The 26,279-nt window shown below is 42.7% G+C and carries 28 protein-coding genes; 24 read left to right on the top strand and 4 right to left on the bottom strand.

Translation table 11 applies throughout. From position 1 onward, the window contains the following. The first annotated feature begins 18 nt into the window (after positions 1–18). From EFB00_RS04900 to EFB00_RS04810, 19 genes are all read left to right on the top strand, one after another. Positions 19–660 carry a DNA-3-methyladenine glycosylase gene (locus tag EFB00_RS04900; protein ID WP_122645790.1) on the top strand — a complete coding sequence of 214 codons (642 nt, stop codon included), beginning with the start codon at positions 19–21 and terminating at the stop codon, positions 658–660. Continuing rightward, positions 653–1,144 (top strand): DUF3013 family protein, encoded by a 492-nt coding sequence (locus EFB00_RS04895; protein ID WP_122645789.1) that lies wholly within the window; start codon positions 653–655, stop codon positions 1,142–1,144. Before EFB00_RS04900 ends, EFB00_RS04895 begins: the two co-directional genes overlap by 8 nt. A 16-nt stretch (positions 1,145–1,160) precedes the next feature. Beyond that, positions 1,161–2,105 (top strand): 50S ribosomal protein L11 methyltransferase, encoded by a 945-nt coding sequence (gene prmA, locus EFB00_RS04890; protein ID WP_122645788.1) that lies wholly within the window; start codon positions 1,161–1,163, stop codon positions 2,103–2,105. A 3-nt stretch (positions 2,106–2,108) separates the two neighbouring features. Further along, the gene (locus tag EFB00_RS04885; protein ID WP_122645787.1) at positions 2,109–2,855 is read left to right on the top strand and encodes a 16S rRNA (uracil(1498)-N(3))-methyltransferase; all 747 of its coding nucleotides are present in this window, start codon (positions 2,109–2,111) and stop codon (positions 2,853–2,855) included. A gap of 6 nt (positions 2,856–2,861) precedes the next feature. Further along, positions 2,862–3,509, top strand: a complete 648-nt coding sequence (locus EFB00_RS04880; protein WP_122645786.1) for a deoxyribose-phosphate aldolase — start codon at positions 2,862–2,864, stop codon at positions 3,507–3,509. Between the two features lie 109 nt (positions 3,510–3,618). Continuing rightward, a complete protein-coding gene (locus tag EFB00_RS04875) occupies positions 3,619–5,826 on the top strand; it encodes a RelA/SpoT family protein (RefSeq protein ID WP_122645785.1) in 2,208 nt (735 codons plus the stop codon). A 6-nt stretch (positions 5,827–5,832) separates the two neighbouring features. Continuing rightward, positions 5,833–6,276, top strand: coding sequence for a D-aminoacyl-tRNA deacylase (dtd, locus tag EFB00_RS04870; RefSeq protein ID WP_122645784.1), 444 nt, complete (start codon positions 5,833–5,835; stop codon positions 6,274–6,276). Between the two features lie 254 nt (positions 6,277–6,530). After that, complete coding sequence (locus EFB00_RS04865; protein WP_122645783.1) at positions 6,531–7,022, top strand: PH domain-containing protein; 492 nt, start codon at positions 6,531–6,533, stop codon at positions 7,020–7,022. Next, the gene (locus EFB00_RS04860) at positions 7,015–8,478 is read left to right on the top strand and encodes a PH domain-containing protein (RefSeq protein ID WP_122645782.1); all 1,464 of its coding nucleotides are present in this window, start codon (positions 7,015–7,017) and stop codon (positions 8,476–8,478) included. The genes EFB00_RS04865 and EFB00_RS04860 overlap by 8 nt, the downstream gene beginning before the upstream one ends. A 108-nt stretch (positions 8,479–8,586) precedes the next feature. Beyond that, positions 8,587–9,120 carry a methylated-DNA--[protein]-cysteine S-methyltransferase gene (locus EFB00_RS04855; protein ID WP_241153407.1) on the top strand — a complete coding sequence of 178 codons (534 nt, stop codon included), beginning with the start codon at positions 8,587–8,589 and terminating at the stop codon, positions 9,118–9,120. An 88-nt stretch (positions 9,121–9,208) separates the two neighbouring features. Then, entirely contained in the window at positions 9,209–10,873 is a 1,665-nt protein-coding gene (locus tag EFB00_RS04850; RefSeq protein ID WP_122645781.1) for a phosphoenolpyruvate carboxykinase (ATP), read from the top strand. Positions 10,874–10,923: 50 nt separating this feature from the next. Further along, positions 10,924–11,544 (top strand): GyrI-like domain-containing protein, encoded by a 621-nt coding sequence (locus EFB00_RS04845; protein ID WP_122645780.1) that lies wholly within the window; start codon positions 10,924–10,926, stop codon positions 11,542–11,544. 89 nt (positions 11,545–11,633) lie between these two features. Beyond that, positions 11,634–11,822, top strand: a complete 189-nt coding sequence (locus tag EFB00_RS04840) for a hypothetical protein (protein ID WP_122645779.1) — start codon at positions 11,634–11,636, stop codon at positions 11,820–11,822. Positions 11,823–11,977: 155 nt separating this feature from the next. Then, a complete protein-coding gene (locus tag EFB00_RS04835) occupies positions 11,978–13,483 on the top strand; it encodes a phosphohexomutase domain-containing protein (RefSeq protein ID WP_122645778.1) in 1,506 nt (501 codons plus the stop codon). A gap of 61 nt (positions 13,484–13,544) precedes the next feature. Next, positions 13,545–13,751: a hypothetical protein gene (locus EFB00_RS04830; protein WP_122645777.1), complete on the top strand. Its 207-nt coding sequence runs from the start codon at positions 13,545–13,547 to the stop codon at positions 13,749–13,751. 183 nt (positions 13,752–13,934) lie between these two features. Then, positions 13,935–14,609 (top strand): two-component system response regulator SapR, encoded by a 675-nt coding sequence (gene sapR, locus EFB00_RS04825; RefSeq protein WP_122645776.1) that lies wholly within the window; start codon positions 13,935–13,937, stop codon positions 14,607–14,609. 20 nt (positions 14,610–14,629) lie between these two features. Beyond that, positions 14,630–15,655, top strand: a complete 1,026-nt coding sequence (gene sapS / locus EFB00_RS04820) for a two-component system sensor histidine kinase SapS (RefSeq protein ID WP_122645775.1) — start codon at positions 14,630–14,632, stop codon at positions 15,653–15,655. A gap of 88 nt (positions 15,656–15,743) precedes the next feature. After that, positions 15,744–16,610: a GRP family sugar transporter gene (locus EFB00_RS04815; protein WP_122645774.1), complete on the top strand. Its 867-nt coding sequence runs from the start codon at positions 15,744–15,746 to the stop codon at positions 16,608–16,610. 33 nt (positions 16,611–16,643) lie between these two features. After that, positions 16,644–18,020 carry an amino acid permease gene (locus EFB00_RS04810; protein ID WP_122645773.1) on the top strand — a complete coding sequence of 459 codons (1,377 nt, stop codon included), beginning with the start codon at positions 16,644–16,646 and terminating at the stop codon, positions 18,018–18,020. A gap of 48 nt (positions 18,021–18,068) precedes the next feature. Here the strand turns inward: EFB00_RS04810 and EFB00_RS04805 are convergent, their stop codons facing one another. Beyond that, positions 18,069–19,265 (bottom strand): toxic anion resistance protein, encoded by a 1,197-nt coding sequence (locus EFB00_RS04805; RefSeq protein WP_122645772.1) that lies wholly within the window; start codon positions 19,263–19,265, stop codon positions 18,069–18,071. A gap of 199 nt (positions 19,266–19,464) precedes the next feature. Continuing rightward, positions 19,465–20,109 (bottom strand): 5-bromo-4-chloroindolyl phosphate hydrolysis family protein, encoded by a 645-nt coding sequence (locus tag EFB00_RS04800; protein ID WP_420889758.1) that lies wholly within the window; start codon positions 20,107–20,109, stop codon positions 19,465–19,467. A gap of 211 nt (positions 20,110–20,320) precedes the next feature. Between EFB00_RS04800 and EFB00_RS04795 the strand changes: the two genes are divergently transcribed. The 5 genes from EFB00_RS04795 to EFB00_RS04775 all read left to right on the top strand — a co-directional run bounded on the left by EFB00_RS04795 (position 20,321) and on the right by EFB00_RS04775 (position 22,864). Next, positions 20,321–20,890, top strand: a complete 570-nt coding sequence (locus EFB00_RS04795) for an NUDIX hydrolase (RefSeq protein WP_122645770.1) — start codon at positions 20,321–20,323, stop codon at positions 20,888–20,890. Between the two features lie 2 nt (positions 20,891–20,892). Then, a complete protein-coding gene (gene macP / locus EFB00_RS04790; RefSeq protein WP_122645769.1) occupies positions 20,893–21,198 on the top strand; it encodes a cell wall synthase accessory phosphoprotein MacP in 306 nt (101 codons plus the stop codon). A gap of 30 nt (positions 21,199–21,228) precedes the next feature. Then, a complete protein-coding gene (locus EFB00_RS04785) occupies positions 21,229–21,924 on the top strand; it encodes a 5'-methylthioadenosine/adenosylhomocysteine nucleosidase (RefSeq protein WP_122645768.1) in 696 nt (231 codons plus the stop codon). Between the two features lie 11 nt (positions 21,925–21,935). Further along, positions 21,936–22,484 carry a cysteine hydrolase family protein gene (locus EFB00_RS04780; RefSeq protein ID WP_122645767.1) on the top strand — a complete coding sequence of 183 codons (549 nt, stop codon included), beginning with the start codon at positions 21,936–21,938 and terminating at the stop codon, positions 22,482–22,484. 71 nt (positions 22,485–22,555) lie between these two features. Then, positions 22,556–22,864, top strand: a complete 309-nt coding sequence (locus EFB00_RS04775) for a hypothetical protein (protein ID WP_122645766.1) — start codon at positions 22,556–22,558, stop codon at positions 22,862–22,864. 87 nt (positions 22,865–22,951) lie between these two features. On the opposite strand, the gene EFB00_RS04770 is transcribed toward EFB00_RS04775, so the two are convergent. Together EFB00_RS04770 and EFB00_RS04765 are read right to left on the bottom strand one after the other, a co-directional pair. Continuing rightward, positions 22,952–24,130 carry an alanyl-tRNA editing protein gene (locus EFB00_RS04770; protein WP_122645765.1) on the bottom strand — a complete coding sequence of 393 codons (1,179 nt, stop codon included), beginning with the start codon at positions 24,128–24,130 and terminating at the stop codon, positions 22,952–22,954. Positions 24,131–24,136: 6 nt separating this feature from the next. Continuing rightward, positions 24,137–26,041, bottom strand: coding sequence for a M13 family metallopeptidase (locus EFB00_RS04765; protein ID WP_122645764.1), 1,905 nt, complete (start codon positions 26,039–26,041; stop codon positions 24,137–24,139). Positions 26,042–26,279: the final 238 nt, after the last annotated feature.

Genomic DNA, 26,279 nt, shown 5'->3' with positions numbered 1-26,279 from the left:
CAATTGTGTAAAATAGATATGGTGAAGAAAATGAATGAAGCGATCGAAATATTTAATACGCAGCCGACAGAGGAGGTTGCCAAGTATCTGATTGGGATGTATTTGGAACATGATACACCTCAAGGAAAAATCGGGGGCTATATCGTCGATTGTGAAGCCTATCTGGGTCCAGACGATTTAGCAGCTCATAGTTTTGGCATGCGGCGGACGCCGCGGGTACGAGCGATGTATGAAAAACCGGGTACGATCTATCTTTATACGATGCATACCCATTTGATCTTGAACATGATCACTCAACCGGAAGGAATGCCCCAAGGAGTTATGATCCGCGGGCTTGAACCGGCAGCAGGAATCGAACAAATGATCCTTAACCGGAAAGGCCGTGAAGGAGCTGAACTTGCGAATGGTCCGGGAAAACTAGTCGCGGCTTTAGGGATCACGCCTGATTTTTATGGACAATCGATTTTTACCAGCAAGCTGCATATCCTGCCGGAAAGAAAAAGAGTGCCTAAAGAGATTTTGGCATTGCCGCGGATCGGTATTCCCAACAAAGGAATCTGGACGGAAAAACCGCTGCGTTTTGCAGTTAAAGGCAATCCGTATATTTCACAGCAAAAAAAATCACAAATAGAAAATGATTGGGGATGGCAACATGGCTAAAGACAAAGAAACGATGTTGGATTATCTGGACAAACAATTGACAAAAACGATCACTGAATATGAGACAGCTCTGGATTGGGATTCAAGAAACCATACGGTGGAAGTTGTTTTCCGTTTATTTGCGGAAAATCCTGAACAACTGACGATTGATGATGCAGAAGGTGTGGCTTCAGAAGAAGAGATCATCGAATTTGAAGATGGTATCTTGCTTTATGATCCGAAAAAATCTTCTTTTGATCCAGAAGAGTATTTAGCGGTGATTCCTTATGAAGGAAAGAAAGGCGCTTCAAAAGCCCTTTTGAGCAGTATTGCGGTATATTTGAAGGAAGTATTGGATGAAGGTCAAAGTGATCTGCTGGACTTTTTAACAGAAGAAGACCAGGAAATATTTGAATTGAAGTGGGACCAAGAAAAATTTGCGTCAATCACGGCGGCTTATCCTGAAACGGAACAGACGACTTTTGTTCCTTACCCAAGTTTTTAATGAAGGAGCAAAAACGATGAAATGGAATGAAGTAAAAGTAGAAACAGCCAGCGAAGCGGTAGAAGCTGTCGCTAATATTTTGATGGAAGCCGGGGCAAGCGGCGTAGCCATTGAAGACGCGTTGGATGTCGAGAATTTTCAAAGTGACGGATTCGGGGAGATCTTGGATCGGGAAACCTACACGACATTAGAAGAAGGCGCGATCGTCAAAGCATATTTTCCAGAAACGACCTTTTTGCCGGAGATCCTGCCGTTTATTAAAGAAACGATCCAACGCTTACCGGAATTCGGATTAGCGATCGGTAAAAATAAAGTGACCGTTAGCGAAGTTTCTGACACGGATTGGGCAACGGCTTGGAAAAAATATTACCATCCCGTACGGATCAGCCGCTATTTGACTATCGTACCCAGCTGGGAAACGTATGAAACAGCTGACTCTGAGGAAAAAGTGATCACATTAGACCCGGGCATGGCATTCGGTACCGGGACCCACCCAACCACTCGTTTGACGCTGCAAGCGTTGGAAGTGACATTGCGAGGCGGAGAAACTGTTTTAGATGTGGGAACTGGTTCAGGCGTGTTGAGTATTGCCAGCAAATATCTGGGGGCAGATACTGTCTATGCGTTTGATTTGGATGAAGTGGCGGTGCGTTCCGCTAAAGAAAACATGGCCCTGAATCCTGTTGCTGATGATGTCCAAGTGTCTGCGAACAATCTGTTGAACGGAATCGATACGGAAGCAGATGTGATCGTCGCCAATATTTTGGCTGATATCATCTTGTTGCTGAGCGATGATGCTTATCGATTGCTGAAACCGACAGGAACATTGATCGTATCAGGAATCATTGAAGAGAAAAAACAAATGGTCATAGACGCGATGACCGAAGCTGGTTTTATAGTCGATCAAGTCTTTTCTCAAAAAGACTGGTATGCGATCATTTTAAAAAAAACTGAGGAGTAGAAGATGCAACGATACTTTTTAGATGCGGATCATCAGGAAAATATCATTATCAGCGGTGAGAACTATCATCATATCGCAAGAGTTATGCGAATGGTGCCAGGAGACAAAGTATATCTGGTTTTTCGCCAGCAAGAAACGATCATTGCTGAAATCGATGAGATCACAGAAGACACAGTCTTGCTTCATGAAACGGGTAAAGAGACCCAAACGAAAGAACTGCCGGTGGCAATCACTATTGCCAGCGGCTTTCCAAAGGGCGATAAATTGGAATGGATCGTCCAAAAAGGAACTGAGCTTGGCGCGGCAGCTTTTATTGGCTTTCCCGCGGAAGCTTCTGTCGTAAAATGGGATCAGAAAAAATTAGCGAAAAAAGAGCAACGACTGCAAAAAATCGCACAAGAAGCAGCGGAACAATCCCATCGGCAAGTCCAGCCGGCTGTTAAGCTGATGGATAAAACTAGTTTTTTTGCGGCTTTGTCAGAATATGATGTAATCTTGGTAGCCTATGAAGAAGCAGCCAAAAAAGGCGAGTTGGCTCATTTGGCGCAAGTCTTGCAAAAAGTAGAAAAAGATACTCGAATCTTAGCGGTTTTCGGACCAGAAGGCGGCATCATGCCTAAAGAGATCGAGAAGCTGACAGAAGCCGGCGGGATCTTATGCGGATTAGGACCGCGGATTTTGCGAACAGAAACAGCACCGCTTTATTTATTGAGCGCTGCCAGTTATCAATTGGAGTTATTGAAGGAGTGAAACTGGATGTTTTTACGGGAGATTATTAGTTTGCGGCTTTTAGATCCTACATTGACTGATTGGGATTTTAAAGATCTTTTGCTGACACTGCCGGAACAAAAGATCAAAGAGATTGTGGTTCTTCCAAGTTATTTGCGCAGAGCTAAACAATTGCTGTCTCTGACTGATATCAAGATCGGGACGGTGATCGATTATCCGTTGGGAGCGGGGACTTTAGGAAAAAAAGCCTTTGAAGTCGGACAAGCGTTTCAAGACGGCGCGGATTTTTTAGAATTGACTGTCAACGCAGAAACACTACTGGGGTCAGAAATCACAGAACTAGAAAGTTCTTTAGGCTCTTTGGCACTTGCGTGGGGGGAGATCCGGTTAAAGATCAATACTGGTGATATGAAGGAACTGACGAAAATCGAAAGCGCGGAACGTATCAAAAAGCTAGGGTGGAAACGAGTGGTTTTAGATGGTATCAAAACCTCTGAGGCTGCACTTCATGATGCGGAGATTTTTGAATACGACGGCGGCAAGCAATTAGCGGTCCAAATCAATCTCCAGTCTGCTGATCCGGAAACGATCAAGGAATTATCTGCCCAAGGTGTAGATTACTTCGGTCTTTCTTCCTTAAAAACTGTCGATCTGACACTAGCAGTCAACAGTTAGCGAACAATTGAAAAACTATGTCTGAAATTGTATAATAGCGATAATAATCTGCAAAGTACCGCTGTTCAGTGGTACTTTTGATTTATTTTAGAAAAAGGGGGCTTGCATGATGTCAAAGGAAGTGGTTTTGTCTGGACCAGGTGTGATCAAATTGGTCGGACATTATATGAGCAAGGAACATGTGGCATTTGTTCAAAAGGCATTAGATTATGCAACTGAGGCCCACAAAGATCAGTTTCGCAAATCCGGCGAACCATACATCATCCATCCTATCCAAGTGGCAGGGATTTTAGCGGAATTACGCATGGATCCTCACACCGTTGCAACTGGTTTTTTACATGATGTGGTAGAGGATACAGATGTCACTTTAGATGATTTGAAAAAAGAATTTGGTGCCGACGTTGCCATGCTGGTAGATGGCGTTACTAAATTAGGAAAGATCAAATACAAATCCCATGAGGAACAGTTAGCAGAAAATCACCGTAAGATGTTATTGGCGATGGCGCAAGATTTACGAGTGATCATGGTGAAACTGGCGGACCGTCTGCATAATATGCGGACATTGAAGCATTTAAGGGAAGACAAACAACGGCGAATCGCAAAAGAAACGTTGGAAATCTATGCGCCGCTTGCCCATCGGTTGGGGATCAGCAGAGTAAAATGGGAACTGGAAGACAGCGCACTGCGCTATTTGAATCCACAGCAATACTACCGGATCGTTCATTTGATGCAAACAAAACGGGAAGAGCGGGAATCTTACATCACAAAAGCGGTGGAGGAAATCCGTGTCGCAACAGAAGATCTGGATATTTACGCAGAGATTTACGGCAGACCAAAACATATCTATTCGATTTATCGGAAGATGAAAGATCAAAAGAAACGATTCAATGAGATCTATGATCTGCTAGCCATCCGAGTGATCGTGGATTCCATCAAAGATTGTTATGCGGTGTTGGGTTCGATTCACACGAAATGGAAACCAATGCCAGGACGTTTTAAAGACTACATCGCGATGCCAAAAGCCAATATGTATCAATCTCTCCATACGACTGTTATCGGTCCCAGCGGCAATCCTGTCGAGATCCAGATCCGGACGCACGAGATGCATGAAATCGCAGAATTCGGGGTAGCGGCACACTGGGCCTATAAAGAAGGAAAATCCGAGAAAGTCAAACCTGATGCGATGACGCAACAGGTCAGCTGGTTCAAAGAAATTTTGGAATTGCAAGACGAAAGCTATGACGCATCGGAATTTATGGAAAGCGTCAAAGGAGATATCTTCAGTGATAAAGTCTACGTCTTTACACCAAAAGGCGATGTGACCGAGTTGCCGCAAGGGTCAGGACCGTTGGATTTTGCCTACAGTATCCACACAGATATCGGCAGCAAGACTACCGGTGCGAAGGTCAACGGCAAGATGGTTCAGCTGGATTACAAATTGAAAAATGGAGATATCGTCGAGATCTTGACTTCTCCTAATTCGTTTGGGCCTAGTCGCGACTGGCTGAAATTAGTGGCAACAAGCAAAGCTAAAAATAAAATCAAGCGATTCTTCAAAGCGCAAGATCGGGAAGAAAACATCAATAAAGGACATGAAGCAGTTTATAAATGTCTGCAAGAGATGGATTTTGTGCCGAAAGAGATCCTGAATAAGAACAAAATGGCCGAAGTGCTGGAACGTTTCAATTATCAAACAGAAGATGATCTGTACGCGGCGGTAGGTTATGGTGAAGTAAGTCCAACAACTTTAGCTAACCGTTTGACAGAAGAAGAACGCCGTGAAAAGAAACTGGAACAGCAAAAACAACAGGTCAAAGAGCTGGTCAACCAGCCGAAAAAAGAAACTGAGAAAATGAAAGTCCGTCACGAAGGCGGTATCGTTATTGAGGGTGTCGATAATTTATTGATCCGCATCAGCCGCTGTTGTAATCCGATCCCAGGAGATAAGATCGTCGGTTACATTACAAAAGGCCGCGGAATCTCGATCCACCGAAGTGATTGTCCAAATGTACAAACAGAAGAAGCGCAACAGCGTTTGATCGAAGTAGAGTGGGAAGACACCTCTAATGTATCAAAAGAATACGACGCGGATCTGGAAATCTATGGGTATGATCGTTCGGGATTATTAAATGATGTCTTGCAGACGATCAATGCTATGACGAAAAAACTCCAAAGTGTCGAGGCGAAAACCAATAAAGAAAAAATGGCTACCATCAGAATCACGGTGGGCATTCAAAATGTCCAACATCTAAAAACGATCGTTGATAAAATCAAGCAAGTGCCGGACGTTTATAGTGTGCGGCGAACGAAAGGATAGAAGAACGTGCGGGCAGTTATCCAACGGGTGCGTCAAGCGAGTGTCAGCATCGAAAACCAAATCGTCGGCGAAATCCAAGCAGGTTTCCTCGTTCTATTGGGGATTCATGAAAACGACAATGAAGCAGATGTCGATTACTTGATTCGAAAAATCTCAAAAATGCGGATCTTTGAAGATGACCAGGGAAAAATGAATCTGGATATCCATACGATCAAAGGCAGTATTTTGAGTATCTCTCAATTTACGTTATTTGCCGATACTAAAAAAGGCAATCGCCCTAGTTTCGTCCAGGCAGCAAGACCTGAGAAGGCGATCCCTCTTTATGAACGGTTCAATCAAGGGATCGAAGCTGCTGGAATCCCTATTGCTACAGGTAAATTTGGTGCCGATATGCAGATTTCTTTGATCAATGATGGTCCGGTAACGATCATTATCGATTCCAAAGAGTGACCTGTTCTATTTAAGAATCGCAGAAAACTAAAATAAAAGATCCGAACGAAAGTTGAAGAATATCTTTGTTTCTGGCAGCTGAACAAAAGCAGCTGCGAAAGTACATTCTTACTAGCGTTCGGATTTTTTTACGTTCTTTATTTTATCTGTCTTACAGCACAAATCACTACTAGACGGAACGATCGGTTTCGCGGTATTATGAGAACAATTACATTGAGCAACCCAGAAATTGCAACTCTAAGGAGAGAACATAAATGGATTACCCGTTATTGACGAAGCAGATGCCCCCCAGAATAAAAGCTGTTTGGCGCAAAAATACTTATTTGACCATCGGGATTTTTTTATTGATAGGAATCGCGGTAACAGCTGCTTTGGCGTGGTTCGATCAATTACAAGGTGCTTGGGTCTGGATCTTGAGCGGCTATTTTTTGCTATTGCTGTTGAGCGGAGCGGCTTCTTTGATCTTGATCCCTTACCGTTATAGATTCCATCGGTATGAGATCACCTCGGAAGATATTGCTTTTCAAAAAGGATTTATTTTCCGCTCCCTTACTTATGTCCCTATGAATCGAATCCAGCACGTGGAAACCGAGCAGGGTCCATTTTTACGACAAGAAAATCTCATGGAGATCGTGATCCATACAGCTGCTACCAGCCATCATATCGCTGGACTGGATGTACAGGAAGCGATGGAATTGCGTCAGCAGATCATCGAACTGATAAAGGTGGTACAAGAAGATGTCTGAGAAAAAACGATTCCATCCATTAGCGCTAGTCCTTTTTCTGTTTCAAGAAATCAAAAATTGGTTCTTTCTTTTCATAGTGGTTTTTATCAATGGGGGACGCTTAGCAAAGCAAGGATGGTTGGGGATCGCTGCTATTTTAGTACTTATCGCAGGGATCGTCGGCATAGCGCTGGTGAGATATTTTACGCAGGCGTATCAGATTTCTCCGGAGAAAATCATTATTTATTCAGGCGTGTTCCGTAAACATGAAACAGATATTCCTTATGAACGTATCCAAACAGTCAAACAGAAACAATGGTTTTTTCTGCAACCTTTCCATATCGTAGAACTGCTGATCGAAACTGCTGGGGGTGGATCTACTGAAAAAGCGGAGGCATCGATGCCGGCAGTCAATGAAGAACTGGTCCATACGATCGAAAATTATCGTCTTCGCAAAAAAACAGGAACAGCCGATCTTGCAGCAGAAGCGGTTGAACCAGAAGTTGAAGAATCCGGGTATACGTATCATATAACGAATGGACAGATCCTGCTTTTTGGTTTGACGGATCTCAGCATGCTGACAGTTGCGATTGCAGTTGCCGTTTTTTTTAATGACTTTATTCCTGCTGATTGGGTAGAACAAGCCGTATCTGCGTCGGAAAAGCTGATCAGGGCCGGCTGGCTGTTAGTAGCAGGACTTGTTGCGCTGTCCGTATTGGTATTGGCTGTTTTATCAGTGATGAAAAGTTTTTTCCAATACTATAATTTCAAGATCAGCCGCCAAGAAACTACATTGACTATCGAAAGCGGTCTTTTAGAACGGCGTGTCCAAAAGATCCCATTGAAAAAAATTCAAGGTATCAAGATCCGTCAGCAATTGATCCGTAAGTTATTAGGTATCTCTTCTGTTGAATTATTGTTGGCAGGAGGACAAGAAGAAAAGGAAAGTGCCAAAATTTACTTTTTGCCGATCATCGCAGATGCACAGTTGTATGACAATCTTCAAGCGCTACTACCGGAATGGGAATTTACGAAACCGCGGATCCGATACGCGTCTCGTAAAAAAATATGGTACTTTTGGCGTTGGCCGCTGCTTGTTTTGCTGCCGGTCATCTTGCTGGGTTTCTATTTTAATTTTTGGGCAGGTCTTGCGATAAGTCTGTTATTGTTGGTATTGCTGCTGGTTGCTTGGCTGGAAGCCCATTATCAAGGATATGCCATTCAGACTGCGTCTCGGATCTGTATCCAAACATTTACCGGCTTGTCAAAAGTCCAAACAGTCGTGGAGAGAGAAAAGATCCAATCATTTACGGAAAAAACGACACGCTGGTTGTTCAAGAAGAAGATCGGACATATCAAATTTTATTTAAAGACCGGTACTTCTGCGGAAAGAGTCGCGTTGAGTTTTATCGATAAAACAGCGATCGATGAGCTGAAACATTCTTTTTTAGCTGATCGAACAATCAACCGGTTTTGAGCACTTAATAGATCCTCTTAAAAAACAAACCATCGCTGGTGGAAATGTTATTTTGAGGGTCTATTTTTCAGGTTCTTTTTTTAGTCAGCAAGTCAAGAGTGGTATATAATGAATAAACAATTTGAAAAAGGAGCGATCAAGATGGATACATTGTTTTACGATACTTTTACAGCTGGAGAAGATTACATCGCAGCTTCTACTGATAAGGGTCTGGCTTATGTAGGATTGGCAAAAGATGCGGATGTTGAACTGCCGGTATTTTTTAAAGGTTATCGCTTTGTCCAAGATGCCCCCAAAAACGAAGAAGCTGTCCGCCAGCTCAAGGAATATTTTACAGGAAATCGCCATTCGTTTGATTTGCCATTGGATATGAAAGGAACTGACTTTCAAAAATCTGTCTGGCAACAGCTGTTGAGGATCCCATTCGGGCAAGTACAGACCTACAGTCAGTTAGTGCAAAATATCAAAAATGAAAAAGGCGTGCGTGCAGTAGCAAATGCGGTAGGCAGAAATCCATTGATGATCGTAGTTCCTTGTCATCGAGTAATCGGAAAAAACGGCAGATTGACCGGTTTCCGCGGCGGTGTAGCTTTGAAAAAACAATTATTGGAACATGAAGGTGTTTTACATGTCAAAGACTAGCTGAGGGGCAAGCAAGACAGATTTCTCTGATTATATTATAATTATAATAATAGTAAGCGCTTTAATTATATGATTGGAGGAACTGTATATGGCAACTATCAATCGTTTTACAAGATCGGATATTTCTCCGAAAAATCCTTTATTTTCAAGTTTCAAAACTATGATCGAGTCGGCTTTTTATGGCAATAATGTCTATGAAGTAGCTGACTTAAAAGAAGCTTATGAACTAGCAAAAGATGCACCGGGAACGACGGTAACAGACATGCCTGTCATCCATACCCAAGAGTTGGGATTGCCGGAAGACGCGAAAGTATTAGTCGCCAACGACGGCAAAATAGTAGGAAGAACCGCGGCTGCCCGCAGGATCATTGGTCAACCCGGAATCGACGCGGAATATTATCGCGGAATTTTACGAGAAGCGCTTTATCAAGGAACCATGCGTAAATTTTACTCCGGCAAAGCCGTGGTGGGACTAGATCCGGAATTCATGGTACAAAGCCACTTGATGATCGCGGAAGGCTTCGAGATGAATTTCTACTCCTATCTGTTGAACTTTCAAATCGTTACTCAAGGGATGTCTAAGCTTTATCAACGTTCAACGGCTTATTCAGAAAATGATCTTTATGTGTATGCTGATCCATATTGGAGCCATCCAGACTTTCCTAACGGTTTGGCGTTATTCGACCCTGCCCATAATGTCGCGGCGATTTTAGGATTGCGATATTTCGGAGAATTGAAAAAAGCGACATTGACGTTGGCTTGGGGGACAGCGCATCGTAACGGGTTTGTTGCTTGTCATGGTGGAATGAAACAATATCATTTGCCTGATAGAAAATATACGATGGCCGCATTTGGTCTTTCCGGTTCCGGCAAATCAACGATCACATTGGCCAAACACGGAGACAAATATCATGTAGATGTGCTTCATGACGACGCCTTCGTCATCAATAAGGAAAAAGGCAGTACGACCGCACTGGAGCCGGCTTATTTTGATAAAACACAGGATTATCCTTTAAGTGATCCATCAGTCGATTATTTTTTAACTTGTCAAAATGTTGGCGTCACACTGGATGAAAACAATCAAAAAGTCCTTGTGACACAAGACATTCGCAATGGCAATGGTCGGACTGTCAAATCCCGTTATGTTACACCGGATCGGGTCGATTATCTGGCAGAAAAAATCGATGCGGTTTTTTGGATCATGAAAGATGACAGTCTGCCGCCGGTGGTAAGAATCGACGATCCTGTGCTGGCCGCTGTTTTCGGTTTGACATTAGCGACGAAACGCTCGTCAGCTGAAAATGTCGTCGGCAACGTCAATCTGGAAAAATTGGTGATCGAGCCTTTCGCCAACCCTTTCCGCTGTTATCCATTAAGAGAAGATTACGCTGATTTCAGAGATTTGTTTGCCAAACAAGAGACTGCTTGTTATATTTTGAATACCGGCTTTTATGGCGCTAAAAAAGTCACTCCGCAAGTCACTTTAGGCGCTATCGAAAAAATCGTTGAAGGAAAAGCTGATTTTGTTGAATTTGGTCCGCTAACTGCCATGAGCTACCTGCCGATTGAAGGATATGAAGTCGAGTTTACTGATACTAACTATCTGGATCAACTGAAAAAACGGATGGAAAGCCGTCTTGAATTTATAACGAAGCAAAGCACCGCTGATGACGGCTACAACGCGTTGCCGGAAGAAACATCCTTATTGATCCAACGTCTGATCGAGCAATTAGAGGCGGGAGTCAAAAGCTAAAGGCTGTGAACACAATCAACTGTCATCAATAGATAGAAAGAAGAGCACGTATGAGTGAAAAAATCGAATGGCGCAAATCAGAGCCAAGATACAAAACGAAAAAACCAGAACTGCTTTTATTACCGCAACAATCATATTTTATGATCGACGGTCTCGGGGATCCGAACAAAGAAGATTTTCAAAGACGTGTAGCGGCATTGTATCCTGCCGCTTATGCGATCCGCATGAGCCAAAAGAATGATTGGGAGATCCCGGATTTTCAGTTATACACGGTATATCCTTTAGAAGGCTATTGGACCGTTCAAGAACAGTATTATGGACAAGAGCTGCAAAAAGATCATTTTGCCTATACGCTAATGATCAAACAACCAGATTTTGTGACTCCTGCAGTCGCCGCAGAAGCTTTGGAACGGGCAAAAAGCAAGATCCCGGAAGACTTGTTCTCAGAGATCCGTTTTGAGACAATACTGGAAAAAGAAGTAGCGCAAGTCCTGCATATCGGCAGTTTTGATGATGAGCCTGCAACGTTTGAACGCCTGCATCAGTTCATCGAAGAGTCCGGGTATCAGCGAATATCTAAAGATCATAAAGAAGTCTATCTGAGTGATCCGCGGAAAGTAGCGCCAGAAAAGTTGAAAACGATCCTGCAAGTAGAAGTTGCGAAAATTTAAAATTCTTCTTTATGGCAAGTGTATCTGGTTCGCTTCTTTTGGCGAGGCGTGATAAGCTTAAGTCATAAAAGAAAGGAGGCGCTTTTTCTATGCCAAAAGATTTTGACGATAAATTGGCTAAACTAGCTAAAGACTCTAAAGGGGACAACTTTGAAAAAATTGATGAGATGGAGAAAGAGCTGAATTTAGACGAAGAAAAGAAAGAAGAAGACACTGTTTTAGAAGAAGTTATCAAAGACACTCCGGCTGCCGGTGCAGATCAATTACGACCTAAATAATAAATGACTGAGGGACTGCCTTTTTATAGGCAGTCTTTTTTATTTGCTATTTTAAGTAAAAAATACTTAAAAAGAGCTGTAATTTGTTTCGCTTTTTGCTATACTTTTGTAAAGCGATTTCAATGATAAGATCAAAAGAGATGAGGCGAGCGAAAATGGAACTAGAAAAAAATGAATTATTGTCTTTGAAAAACGGCTCTGACATACGAGGTGTCGCGATTGCTGTAGAAGATTTTCCGGCAAATCTGACTCCTGAAGCTGTTACACTGATTGCTAACGGATTAGTCAGTTGGCTGAGAAAAGAGGAAGCTCTTTATCAAGAAGGAAAATTAACGATCGGTGTGGGACAAGACAGCCGAATCAGCGGAGATTCTCTGAAAAAGGCATTGATCCAACAGCTAACCGCACAAGGCGTTCAAGTGATAGATTTTCAATTGGCAACGACACCGGCGATGTTTATGAGTACTCAATATCCAGAATTCAACTGTGACGCCGCTGTGATGCTGACAGCTAGTCATTTGCCTTATTACTATAATGGTCTGAAAATTTTTACCAAGCAAGGCGGAGCGGAGAAAGAAGATATCCAGTTTATTTTGGAACATCTTCAAAAAAATGAGAATGGCCATCAAGGAACTGTCACAACAGCCGACCTCATTAGCGTGTATATTGATGATCTGGTAAAAAAAATCAGCGACAGTACAAACAGCCGACAACCATTAGCGGGATGTAAGATCGTTGTGGATGCGGGAAACGGCGCCGGCGGTTTTTTTGTGGATGTACTGCAGCGCTTGGGCGCGGACACGACGGGTTCACAATTTTTAGAACCTGACGGCAGATTTCCCAACCATATTCCCAATCCAGATAACGATGAGGCGATGGCAAGTATCAAGAAGGCTGTTTTGGATAACCAGGCGGACCTTGGTGTGATCTTTGATACTGATGTGGATCGTGCGGCAGTAGTAACCGCTAGCGGCAGTACGCTGAATCGTAATAATTTGATTGCTGTTTTGAGTAAGATCGTTTTGTCGGAACATCCCGGCACCAGTATCGTCACCAATTCACCGACATCTGACCATCTGCGGACGTTTATCGAAGCCCTAGGAGGCAAGCAGGTTCGTTACATCTCCGGCTATCGAAACGTCATTAATAAAGCCATCGAATTGAACAAAGAAGGGATCGACTGTCAATTAGCTATCGAAACCAGTGGACACGCTGCCTTTAAAGAAAATTACTTTTTGGATGATGGCGCGTATGTTATCGCAAAAATATTGATGCTTTTACCAAGTCTCAAAAAAAATCAGCAAACATTGGATTCGTTTCTTCAAGAACTGAAACAACCAGCTGAGACGGTCGAAGTCCGCTTTCCATTGAGAAAAGACGATTATCGCCAACTGGGAGAAGAAGTCATCCAAAAATTGGCTGACTATCAAGTGACCGGCTGGAAGATCGATCCAGAAAACCATGAAGGAGTCAGAATCCGTTTAGAAGAGCCATTTGGTTCCGGGTGGTTCTTGCTGCGAATGAGCCTTCACGAACCTCTGCTGGTGCTGCAGGTAGAAAATGATGTCCAAGGTATCATTCCTAAAGTACTACAGGAATTGAACGTTTTCTTGGAGGAATTTCCGGAAGTGGATCAAACGAAACTGCTTTCAAAAATCTGATTGACAACGATTCCATTAAAGTGCATTATTAAGGTAGAAAAGGTTAGGAACGGGTGGTTTGATGAGTATTTATGTGATCGTTGGTTTGACTATTTTTACTTATAGCGTTAATTTTTTAGTATATTTTTATCTAAAACATCGGCCGAAAGCGGATTGGTTCGAGCGATTGTCGATGTATTTCGGTGTAAATATGAGCTTGTTATTAGCCGATGGATTCTTTTTATTCCTAGGAAAGATTGTTGAAGAAGGAATTTTAGTGATCGAATAAATCAATCAATAGAAATTGTGCCGTATGTCTGGCAGATCAAGAAATAGTTGATTTGTGAAGACCGACAGCACAGTTTCTTTTTTGTTGTTCTATGAACTTTTATTAAGAAAAGGACGCTAGGTTGGTCTTGTGTAAAAAAATTTGTTACTCTTGAAACAAATGATGGCTAGGAGAGAGAAAAAAATGGCAAAAATCATGATCGTAGAAGACGAAAGTGTGATTCGTCAGCTCATTATGGAAGAGTTGAAAAAATGGCAATTTGAGGTATTCGGGACAACCGATTTTGAAAAAGTGTACAGTGATTTTGAAGAGCAGGCGCCCCAACTGATACTTTTGGATATCAATCTGCCAGTATTTGATGGTTATTATTGGTGTCAAAAGATCCGGGAAGTATCAAAAGTACCGATCATTTTTATTTCCAGTCGCAGTACCAATATGGACATGATCATGGCGATGAATATGGGCGCAGACGATTTTGTCACAAAGCCTTTTGAGATCGATGTTCTGATTGCAAAGATCAATGCACTGCTGCGCCGATCCTATAATTATGCCGCAAGCGACAATGAGACAGTAAAGCATAACGGATTGGTGCTGAATATCGATAACAGCACCGTCACAGTCAACGGTACAGTAATCGACCTCAGTAAAAACGAGTATCGCTTGCTGTACATCCTCATGAAAAACCATGGCAAGATCTTATCACGGGACAAATTGCTGCGAGCGTTGTGGGAAGATGAACGTTTTGTAGATGACAATACGCTGACTGTCAATATCAATCGTCTGCGCCGCAAGATCCAACAGGCCGGCGTTGAAGACTATATCGAGACCAAAGTCGGTCAGGGCTACATCGTTCCCTAATGGTAAGAAGGAGACAGCTTATGACAATAACGAAATACATGAAAGACCAGTGGCTGATCTTTGTTGGTTGGGGATGTTTTGTCCTGATAACGGCATTTGTCATGTGGTTATCACCGAATCTGCAGATCGATTGGGGGAATATCGCTTATTTGGTTTTGCTGGAAGGTGTAATGCTGTTCTTTTTTATGGCGGGTCATTATTTTTATAAAAAGCGCTGGTGGGAAAAATTAAACAGCGATGAAGCAGAAGGCACGATGCAAAACTATATGACTGGTGCTCGGAATGAAGAAGAAAAAATACAGCAGGATTATATCAATCAGCTGATCCGCGAACACCAAGGCGCTATGCAGCAAGTAGTGGTCAGTCAGCAGGAACAAAAAGACTATGTAGATTCATGGGTCCATGAGATCAAAGTTCCTTTAGCCGCGTCGCAATTGTTGCTGAGATCTATTGAATTTGATATCTCTGACGATAAATACAGCCAACTAGAAACAGAACTTAAAAAAATCGACGAATATGTGGAACAGGTATTGTATGTTGCCCGTTTGGATAGTTTTGCAAAGGATTATTTGATTCATGAGACATCATTGAAAGAGACCATCCAGCCAATCATCCGTAACCAAGCCAGTGTTTTTATTCAGAAAAAAATCCAATTCTCGATTGAAGGGGAAGATCAGATCGTTTTGACTGATGCCAAATGGCTGAGTTTTATCTTCCGACAATTAGTATCGAACGCGTTGAAATATACGCCGGAAAATGGTCAGATCGTCGTTCAGATCTCAAAAAAACAGCAGGGTGTGGCTCTTCAGCTGATTGATACGGGGATCGGTATCCCGGAAGAAGATCTGCGCCGGATCTTTGACAAAGGGTTTACCGGCAGTAATGGTCGGTACAGCGAGACTCATTCCACGGGTCTTGGATTGTATCTGGCGAAGAATTTAGCGGAACAATTAGGAGTGGAATTGACTGCTGATTCTGCTGTTGGCAAAGGGACGACGATGACTTTGTATTTCCCGACACTTTCCTTTTTTCAAGAAAATTTATAAAAGGCACCTATAAGGGCAATTTTTTTCTTGTTTGGCAAACGTTTTCGTTGTTAAACTAGCGAAGTATGTTTAAAAAAAGGAGAATTGTATGGAACTAATTATAGCTTTAGTCCCTATGTTTGCATGGGGAAGTATCGGATTAGTCAGCGGGAAAATGGGCGGCGATGCCAACCAACAAACCGTAGGAATGACTATTGGTGCCTTTGTATTTTCGTTAGTTGTTTTTGCTGTAAGTCAACCAACATTGACTACATGGATCATCTTTATCGGTTTTGTGTCAGGTCTTTTTTGGGTAGTCGGTCAAAATGGTCAATTCCATGCGATGCAGTATATGGGAGTTTCGGTTGGACTTCCGTTGTCGACTGGTATGCAGTTGATGCTGAATACAGTGGCCGGCGCTATCTTCTTTCATGAATGGACAGGCGCTCGCGATTATGGTCTAGGGATTCTTGCATTGATCTTGTTGGTGATCGGTGCCTATCTGACTTCAAGACGCGATCCGGAAAATAATCTGCAAAGCGGTAATAAAATGCTGGATTTTGCAAAAGGATTCCGTGCGCTGATCATTTCAACATTAGGTTATGGTGTTTATACGATTTTGATCACCTGGGCCGATTTAGATCCAATGGCGATCATTCTGCCGCAAAGCGTAGGGATGCTTGCAGGAGCGTTGTTATTTACACTTGGTAAGATCCAATATAATAAATTTGTTTGGCGCAATACTACTTCTGGACTATTGTGGGGGATCGGAAATGCATGTATGTTGTTGACGATCCAAGTTGTTGGTTTAGCTGTAGGTTTTTCATTGTCACAAATGGGGATCATCATCTCTACTTTGGGCGGAATCTTCTTACTAGGAGAACGGAAAACGAAAAAAGAAATGATTTATGTGATTTTGGGTTGCCTTTTTGTTATTTTTGGTGGTATCCTTTTAGGATATATGAAGGCCTCTTAAAGAGAATTCTGCCTCAAATAAATGGAGGGTGTTATGGATCTTTTCAGAAAAAAAGAAATTACAGTTGAACAGCCAAGCTACATGAAAAAAAGCTTAAAGGTCAAAGATTTGATCATGTTGGGGATTGGAGCGATCATTGGCACCGGGATCTTCGTTGTGACCGGTGTCGCTTCTTCCGACATGGCGGGTCCGGCGTTGACGATCTCATTTGTCTTAGCGGCGATCGTCGTCGGCCTATCAGGTTTGAGCTTTGCTGAATTTGCTTCCCGCGTCCCTGTTCTAGGAGGACCGTATGCGTATATCTACGTGGTTTTTGGGGAGCTGGCAGCTTGGATGACCGGCTGGTTTCTGTTGTGTGAATTTTTATTAGCGGTTTCATCGGTAGCGTCCGGCTGGTCTGGATATGTGCAGGGCTTTTTGAACAGCTTGGGGATTCATCTTCCGCAGGCGTTGACTGCCGGGTATAATGCGGAAAACGGGACTTATATCGATTTGATCGCTGCATTGGTAGTTGTTTTTGTTACTTTTTGGGTAAGCCAAGAAACGAAAAAAGCTTTGCGCTTGAATAATCTTATGGTGTATGTCAAATTCGGTATCATTGCCTTATTTGTGGTTTTCGGACTCTTTTTTGTGAAACCGGATAATTGGCAGCCGTTCATGCCGTTTGGTTTTTCTGGTGTCTTTGACGGAGCTGCATTGGTTTTCTTCGCCTTTTTAGGATTTGACGCTGTGGCAATGGCAGCCGAAGAAGTCAAAAATCCGCAAAAGGATGTACCAAAAGGAATCATCGGTGCCATTGGGATCGCTACGTTATTATATATCGTTGTGACATTAATCTTGACCGGGATCGTTCCGTATACTGAATTAGGAGTCAAAGACCCGGTAGCTTTTGCGATGCGCTTTGTTGGACACGGATTTGTCGGATCAGTCATTTCAGTTGGAGCGATCCTTACGTTATTGACGGTTACGATTTCGATGATGTATTCTTTGGCGCGTTTGCTTTATGCCATCAGTAAAGACGGTCTGCTGCCGAAATTCATGCAAAAAATCGATCCGAAACATCGGACACCAAAGAACGCTACGATGGTGGCTGGCGTGATCGCCTTAGTGTTTGCCGCGGCTTTTCCTTTGCAGATGCTGGCCGAATTGACGAACATCGTCGCACTGGCCTATCTAATCATGGTTTCTTTGGGAATCTTGAAATTGCGTAAAATGATCGGCAAACCAAAACCAGGCGAATTTAAAATGCCGTGGGTACCCGTCCTGCCATGTATTTCGATCCTGTCATGTCTGTTTTTAATGTCTCGGTTAAAACCGATGACATGGATCATTTTCGCTATTACATTAGTCATCGGACTGCTGATTTATTTCCTATATGGCTATCGCAATAGTTCGCTGAATAAAAAATAAAAAAATCGCACTTTCCGGAACTATTTCAGGAAAGTGCGATTTTTTTTATTAATTGTGTTCAGAAGTCATATCCAGTAATTTCTGTTTCAGATCTTCTTCCATCGTACCAAGTTCGATCTCAGCGGCACGGCGTTTTTCTTTACCTTCTTTTTGGATCCGTAATGTTTCTTGGATCGTTTCCACTAAATCATTTTGGGTTTTTTGCAATGTCTCGATATCAACGATCCCTCGCTCATTTTCTTTTGCTGTTTCAATGGCAGAGACTTTCAGCATCTCTGAGTTTTTCTTCAGTAAATCATTCGTAGTCTCAGATACTTGTCGTTGCGCGGTCACAGCGTCTTTTTGGCGAAGTAAGGTCAATGCGATCACCACTTGGTTTTTCCATAATGGGATAGCGGTGTTGATTGAGGCTTGGATCTTTTCAGCCAACGCCTGATTGGTATTTTGGATCAAGCGGATTTGAGGCGCTTGTTGGATCGTCACTTGACGAGCAAGGCGCAAGTCATGGGTCCGTTTATCCAAACGATCTAAAAATTGGGTATAATCGTTGGCGATCTGCGCGTCCATTTGATCGCCGGATTGCTGCGCTTTTTGCATTGCTTCAGGAATGATCTTGGTTTGCAGTTCTTCCATTTTCAATTCGCCGGCTGCGATATAGATATTCAGCGCGTCAAAATAGTCTTTGTTTTTATGATAAAGTTGTTCCAGCATCAGATTGTCTTTTAATAGACCGTCTTTTTCTTTTTCCAATTTTACCGCGATCTTGTCGATCTGCGCACCGATTTTTTGGTATTTAGCGGTGATCTCATAGATCGATTGTTTGACTTTACCAAATACTCGTTGAAAAATATTGCCTTCTCCTGCCCGCAATTCATCAGGATTGGCTTCTTGCAGCCGATACATCAGTTCAGTCAAAGAGTCTCCTACTGGACCGATATCTGCAGCTTGGACATGGTTGAGCATTGATTGTGAAAAAGAGCTGAGTTTTTCTTGCGCGACAGCTCCATAAGTAATGACTGCTTGCTGATCGGTAGGATCGATCTTAGTTGCCAGTTCCTGCGCTTGTACTTGTCGTTCAGGGGGCAATTTATCGATCAAGCGATTCGCTTTTTGTTGTTCTTTCAATGCGGCGATCTCTGTTTGCTGGGTCTCAGTCAAAGATCCGACAGGTGTTGAAAAGGGATTGTTCAATAAGTCGTCTAAAGTCGTGTCGACGTCTTGGGTTTTGGGTAATTGTTCCGTCATTTTCTTTCCTCCTAAAAGAGCCTTCAGTAATTTGATTAGTTTAAGTAAAACAGTGTGTCTTAGACTGTGATAGAGAAAACATCCGAACGTAGAAGTACTCCTGCATTGCGGCAGGTCCTCGCCGCTGAAATACAACGATCGAGAAGTCGACTATCGTTCGGATATTGATTTTTGCTGGGGCACAAGCCCTCAGCCCTTCTTATCCATTATCTCGTTTTAAGCTTTGTTTGGCAATCGAAAGTTCGATATCGATATCATCTAAATCATCAGCGACAAATTGCTGATAATCTTGGCTGATCAACGCAGCCATCTGATCGATGATTTGAGAACTTTCTTCGATTTTGTCGTAGGTTTCTTTACTTTTGATCTCATGGCTGTTGATCTCGATAAATTTATCGGTCAGATCCACCATGTTTGGCAAGTGTGTATAAAGAAAATGGCTGGCAGAATGCAATTTTTGCGGTTCTTTGACCAATTCTTTGAACAGAGCCTTGGCAGCTCGCAACGTGTCATGGCGCAAATCGATAGCTTTCAATTTTGCACTGTTGTTGATGTTTCCTTGCAGATGTTGGATTTGCGATTTCGCTTGATTCATTGTTTCCCTGAAAAAATCGATCTCGCTTTCACTCATACCGCTTTTAAGGTAATGAGCTTCTTTTTCCTTCGAAAGGGCGGGAAGTTCTTCTTTTTTCGTTGGTTTTTTTCGTTTTGCACCAAAAAAGATCAATATGATACCTCCAATAAGTAAAATGCCGGGCATGACATGAAACCCATCCATCTCGGCAAATAAAAGGAAAAGGATTCCTACTGCAGCGAGCAATGTGAGTAACAGTTTTTTCATTATCTAATCCTCCTGCATGATAGTTGAGTATTTCTTTATGAGATTAACTTTACATCATTATTCTAGCATGTAAAGGTTAAGAAAAAAATCAGACTAGCGATTGATTTTTTCGATTTAGGAAAATCGTAATCTTTATGATAAAATTAAACGCATTGGATCAAAAATTTGTGTATACTACAAGAAACGATAGAAAGTAGAGAAAGTAGGGAAAAAAATGCTTTCCTTTGAAGATTTTGAGGAAAAAACGATCCGCCGAAAAGAGATCTTCCATGGCAAGATCATTGATGTCGCTCTGGATGATGTTCGTTTGCCAGACGGCGGCACAGCCCAACGTGAATTAGTATTCCATCCTGGCGGTGTGGGGATCATCGCTATCATTGATAACAAGATGCTGTTTGTCAGACAGTTTCGCAAGCCCCTTGAACGAGTGCTGTTGGAGATTCCGGCAGGGAAGATCGATCCTGGAGAAGGTCGTCACCCAGAAGAGACTGGTCGGCGGGAATTGGAAGAAGAGACCGGCTATCGCCCAGGAAAAATGACTCATGTCGCATCCATGTATCTATCACCGGGATTTGCCAATGAGCTTTTGCATTTGTATCATGCAGAAGAATTGGAGAAAGTAGAAAATCCGCTGCCCCAAGATGAGGATGAAGTATTGGAGCTTTACAGACTGTCTTTAGCTGAAGCAAAACAAGCGATCGCTGACCAAACTATCTGCGACGCCAAAACGATCTTCGCGATCCAATATTGGGAGCTTGAACAATTAAAGAAAGGCGGTAATTAGCAATGGCCAAAGAACCGCTAGTTACTCGATCACAATTACGAAAACATCGGCAGCAAGAGACACCTATAGAAAAAACGAGGCCGAACCCAACGCCTAAGATGGTGAAACAATCAGAAAAAGAGTACCAAAAAAAAGAGAAAGAAATCTCCAACTTTTATCGTAAAGAGAATAAAAAAAATAAACCCATCACCAAAACCAGAAGCGGTGAAAAACAAAAATCCCGCGCTATGAACAACTTTTTGATGAAAGCGATCGTGATTGTTTTCTTGCTGATCGTAATCGTGATGATGGCTGTCTTTTTCTTATAATAAGCATACATAAAAAATGGAGGTATACAGATGAAAATCGGAATTATCGGTGCAATGGAACAAGAGATCAAGATCTTGCGAGAAAAAATAGAAGCACCTATTTCTTGGGAACGGGGCAATGCTCTGTTTATTTCAGGAACATTAGGACATCATGAAGTGATCGTGGTCCGCTCGGGGATCGGAAAAGTCGCAGCATCTATCACTACCAGCCTGCTTATCCAGAAATATGGTGTGAATATGGTGATCAACACCGGATCTGCTGGAGGAATCGGCAAAGGTCTTTCTGTTGGCGACATAGTGATTTCTGACAAGTTGGCTTATTTTGATGTAGATGTGACCGGATTTGGTTATCAGCCGGGGCAGCTTCCAGGCGGGATGCCGCTATATTTTGAAGCGAGCCGTTATTTGATCCAAACTATGACTGAAGCGGCGGAAAAAACGCAGCTGAACGTCAAAAAAGGATTGATCGTCACAGGAGACACGTTTGTCGATCATCCTGAAAAAATCCAAAAAATCTTGGCTGACTTTCCAGACGCTTTAGCTTGCGAAATGGAAGGAGCGGCGATCGCGCAAACTGCACAGCAATTCAAGATTCCGTTCTTAGTAGTGCGGGCTATCAGTGATACCGCAGACCATCAAGCAACACAAAGCTTTGATGAATTTATCGAGGAAGCCGGGAAACGTTCCGCCGAAATGGTTATTGAATTTGTGAATCATCTAAAATAGGAGGGAAAATAATGAAGGCATTGATCTCCATCGACTACACGTATGATTTTGTAGCAACAGATGGCAAGTTGACGACAGGTGAAGCAGGCCAGCAGATCGAATCTTTTTTAGTAGACAAGACAAAAGAGTTTATTGAAGCAGAAGAATATGTAGTTTTCGCTATTGATATGCATGATCCGCAAGATGACTACCATCCGGAAAATAAATTATTTCCGCCTCATAATGTGGAAGGCACATCTGGTCGCGAATTATACGGACAGTTAGCGGATGTTTATCAACAAAATCAAACCCGCCGAAACGTTTATTGGATCGATAAACGCCATTACTCAGCTTTCAGCGGCACAGATTTGGATATCCGCTTGCGAGAACGAGGGATCACGGATCTTTATCTGACAGGCGTTTGTACAGATATCTGTGTCCTGCATACCGCAGTCGATGCCTATAATCTAGGGTACAAACTGCATATCTACAAAGATGCTGTAGCCAGTTTTGATCCAGTCGGTCATGAATGGGCATTAAGACATTTTGAACAGACATTAGGCGCAGAGATCATTGGATAAAATGATGAAAGCATACTCCTCGTGAATTTTTTGATTCTCCCTTATACTTAAATAAAAAGGGGGAATAGAAAATGAGTATTTTTGATCGTTTGAAGGATGGCTTTGATTTATCGGATATTCCAGGGATCTTATCTGATCTGCAAAAAAGCGGGATCAATTTAGGTGATTTGCTGAATCAGGACTTTTTACAAAAATATACTGATTTTGGACAAAAAGACAATCTGTTATCAAAAATCGGTGTCCAAAATACCAACCAGATCACAGATGTTTTGAAAAATCCTGAGAAAAAAGCAAAAGCGGACGAAGTAGTCAATCAGAATTCCCAATTTTCTTCATTAACCGAACTGATGGAAAAAGCACTGAAAAACCAAAAGAAATAAAAACAGCGTAAAAAGCTGGGACCGCGGTCCAAAAGCAATACCCGAGAGACAGAGTAAATTACTGTCCCTCGGGTATTTTTTTCTGATTTATCTGAGTTTTTCGCTGGCAGTTTCCGCCAATGTCAGAAATTCCTCTTTATGATCAAGGGGTACGGTCCCGTCTCCCATTACAGGAGAACCGCCGCCTTTTCCAGACAGCTGTCGGTTGATCGTTTGGATCAATTCTCTGACAGAGAGTTTGTCAGCTGATGCGATTCGCAAATGGTAACGTAAAATCTCGTCTTCTTCAGTGAAAACAGCGATCAGGGCATTAGGTGTTTTTTCAGCTAATTGCTGTGCGGCCTGACGCAACAGCTTTCCATCAATCTTGTCGCCATGGCTGACGACGAAATGAGGTGTCCGCTGGTTGCCATTATCCACCAGCTCTTGCAATTGAAAGACCGCCAAACGATCCTTTAATCCCTTGATCTCTTGCTGCTGAGTACTGATAAATTGCGGCAGCTCGTCAACGGAGATGTTAGCGGAAGAAATAGCTTCTTGGATTAGTTCTTGCTGTGTCTGATAGTTTTTTGCCGCACGGTTACCACAGGAGAAATGGACCGTCGTGCCTTTTTTTGTATGTTTGATTTTATCCAATAAAATTATCTGGATCTCGCTGGTATTTCTTACATGGGTGCCGCCGCAGCCGATCGTGTCGAAACCATCAACAGCGATCAAACGCAACCCAAGAAAATACGTTGGCGGATGGGTCAGATGCGGCAGCGAAGTCAGCTGATCAGCAGCAGGGTATAAGATCTTCACTTGTCGATGAGCCTGGATGATCTGATTGCTCTGGACAATTGCCCTTTGGAGTTCTTTTTCCGACAATTGCTGACCGCTGATCTCAAAGAAAGAATCGTTTTCGGTGATCTGCTCCTGACGGATATCAGCGGCAAAAAGATTTTCACAGGCACGGGCGAAAAGATGCTGACCGGTATGCTGCTGCATAAAATCAAAGCGGCGCTGCCAATCGATTTTAACAGTGACCGCAGTATCCGGCAGCGGGTTTTCGAGATAATAGCGGACTTCTTCCGACTCCTTGCTCTCCTTGATGGCTAAGACCTTTTTGTCATTGATCCAAGCAAGATCCGCCGGTTGGCCGCCTCCGCCAGGATAAATGATCGTCTCAGCTAATGTCACATAATAATCATTTCCGTCATAGTTTTGCGAGGTGATCTGTGTTTGGCAAATCTGTTGATAACTGTCATCAAGATAGATTTTTTTCATAGGGTATCACCAGATATGAACGCGTTTTTCAGGATCTAGATACATCTCATCATTTTCAGAAATTCCAAATGTTGTATAGAAATCATCTAGATTTTTGACTTGAACATTCGCCCGTAATTTTGCAGGTGCGTGGACATCAACGGAAAGCAATAATTGTTGGTATTGCTCCCGAGCTTTGGTGCGCCAGATTTTTGCCCAGTTGATAAAGAAGTCTTCCAATGAGACATCTTTTTCTTTTTTCGCGGCCTCTAATGCACAACTCAAACCGCCGGCGTCGGCGATATTTTCAGAAACGGTTAATGTACCGTTGACTGTTCCGCCGGCAAATGGGATCCCGTCGAATTCGTCGATCATTTCTTTTGCTAATTTTTCAAAATGAGCAAGATCTCCTTCTGTCCACCAGTTATTCAAGTTGCCGTATTCATCGAATTTTGCGCCATTGTTATCAAAAGCATGAGAGATCTCATGGGCGATCACGGCACCGATGCCGCCATAGTTGGCGCTGGCAGATTGTTCCAAGCTGTAAAACGGCGCTTGCAGGATCGCAGCCGGGAAGACGATGATATTTTTAAATGGGTGATAATAGGCATTGACTGTCGATGCGCTCATTTCCCATTCATTGCGGTCCACTGGCTTATGGTATTTGCTGAAAATGTATTCCCGAACGATCCGGCTGAACGCGCGGGCATTTTCGACTAAAGTACCGCCTTCTGCTGCCGGCTTGGTAACGAACTTATCGTAAAATTCTGGGATCGCTTCAGGATAACCGACTTGGATACCGAGTTTATTTAATTTTGTGACTGCTTTTTCGCGTGTTTGCTGGCTCAGCCACGTGTTGTTTGTCAGGCGATTTTGATAGACCTCGATCATAGAACGCACCATATGTTCGACATCTTTTTTGGCTTTTTCGCCAAAATATTTTTTCCCGTAATAATCACCGACGACTTGACTAAAGCGATTGGTCGCTAAATAGTAAGCGGCTTTTTGTTGGGGTGCGGACTCGTCGATCCCGGAAAGATAACGGCTGTAAGTACCGCCTAATTGTCGTAATTCCTCGCTCAAGATGCTGGTGTAAGAAAGGCTTGTTTGTACCAAAAGCCAATTTTTCAGTAATGAGAAAGTATCAGGATTGACGATACTTTGGAATGCTTCAAAGAAAGCCGGCTCGGTAACGATGACTTCACTTGGTTCGTCATGGATCAGATCAGTCACTAATTTTTGCAGTTGCAATTCGTTGGAATATGAACCAAATTCCGCAAAAGTTTTAGGATTGTAGTTTTTGCTGTAATCCGCGTTTTCTTCTGAACTGCGAACGTGAGGGACGATCAAACGGTCGAATGCCAATGCGTCGGTTACGATAGCTACGGCGTCTTCATGAGATTTGCCATATTTTTCCAACACTTGGATCGTCATGTCTGAAAAGACACCCAACAGCGCAGGACCTTGAGGATGATTTTCTTCATAATAGGTTTTATCCGGCAAGATAGTTGATGCTGGATAGGCGTAAACGACATTTTTTTGTGTATTTTGCATATCTTGATCAACATCTAAAGAAAACGGCAGCGGCATGCCATCTAGGACCCATTCAGAGAATTGCGGATTCAAGTCTTCCAGCTTATTCAGAGCTTCGATTTTATCCAATAGCGATTTTATCGGCGAAGCCCCCAGCTTGTCGCGGGTTCCATAATCGTTTGCCAATTTGTAGAATTCGACAGCGTCTTTCATGCGTCCTTCAGGGATAGATTGCGAACCATTTGCCATATTTTCAAATTCTGCCATCAAGACTTCTTCAATATCTTGGACGAGATCTTGGAATCCGCCGGTAGCCGGCTTGTCAGCAGGGATTTTTGCTGTTTTGATCCACTCGCCATTTACATAATCATAAAAATCGGTCTTCAATTCATTAGTCATTTATCATCGCTCCTTCATTTTTTTATTATCGTACAAAAAAGTAAATTTAACAAGAAGCCGCTATTTATTCATAAAACAAAATTCTTCTACTTAATGATCGGTTAAATCAGTAGCTCTGAATATCTGGAAAGCCGCTGAGAAATGACAAGTGTCTGCTGTTCATCAATAAGAGTGGCCGCATTCCTTTTCCATCGTCAGAAACGTTTTATGATAGTCGCCAGTGCCAGTTTTTTGTATA

This window comes from Enterococcus mediterraneensis (assembly GCF_900604485.1).
Taxonomy (GTDB): Bacteria; Bacillota; Bacilli; order Lactobacillales; family Enterococcaceae; genus Enterococcus_C; species Enterococcus_C mediterraneensis.
The sequence above is the reverse complement of the archived record's forward strand: the minus strand, read 5'-3'. Positions and strand labels throughout refer to the sequence as shown.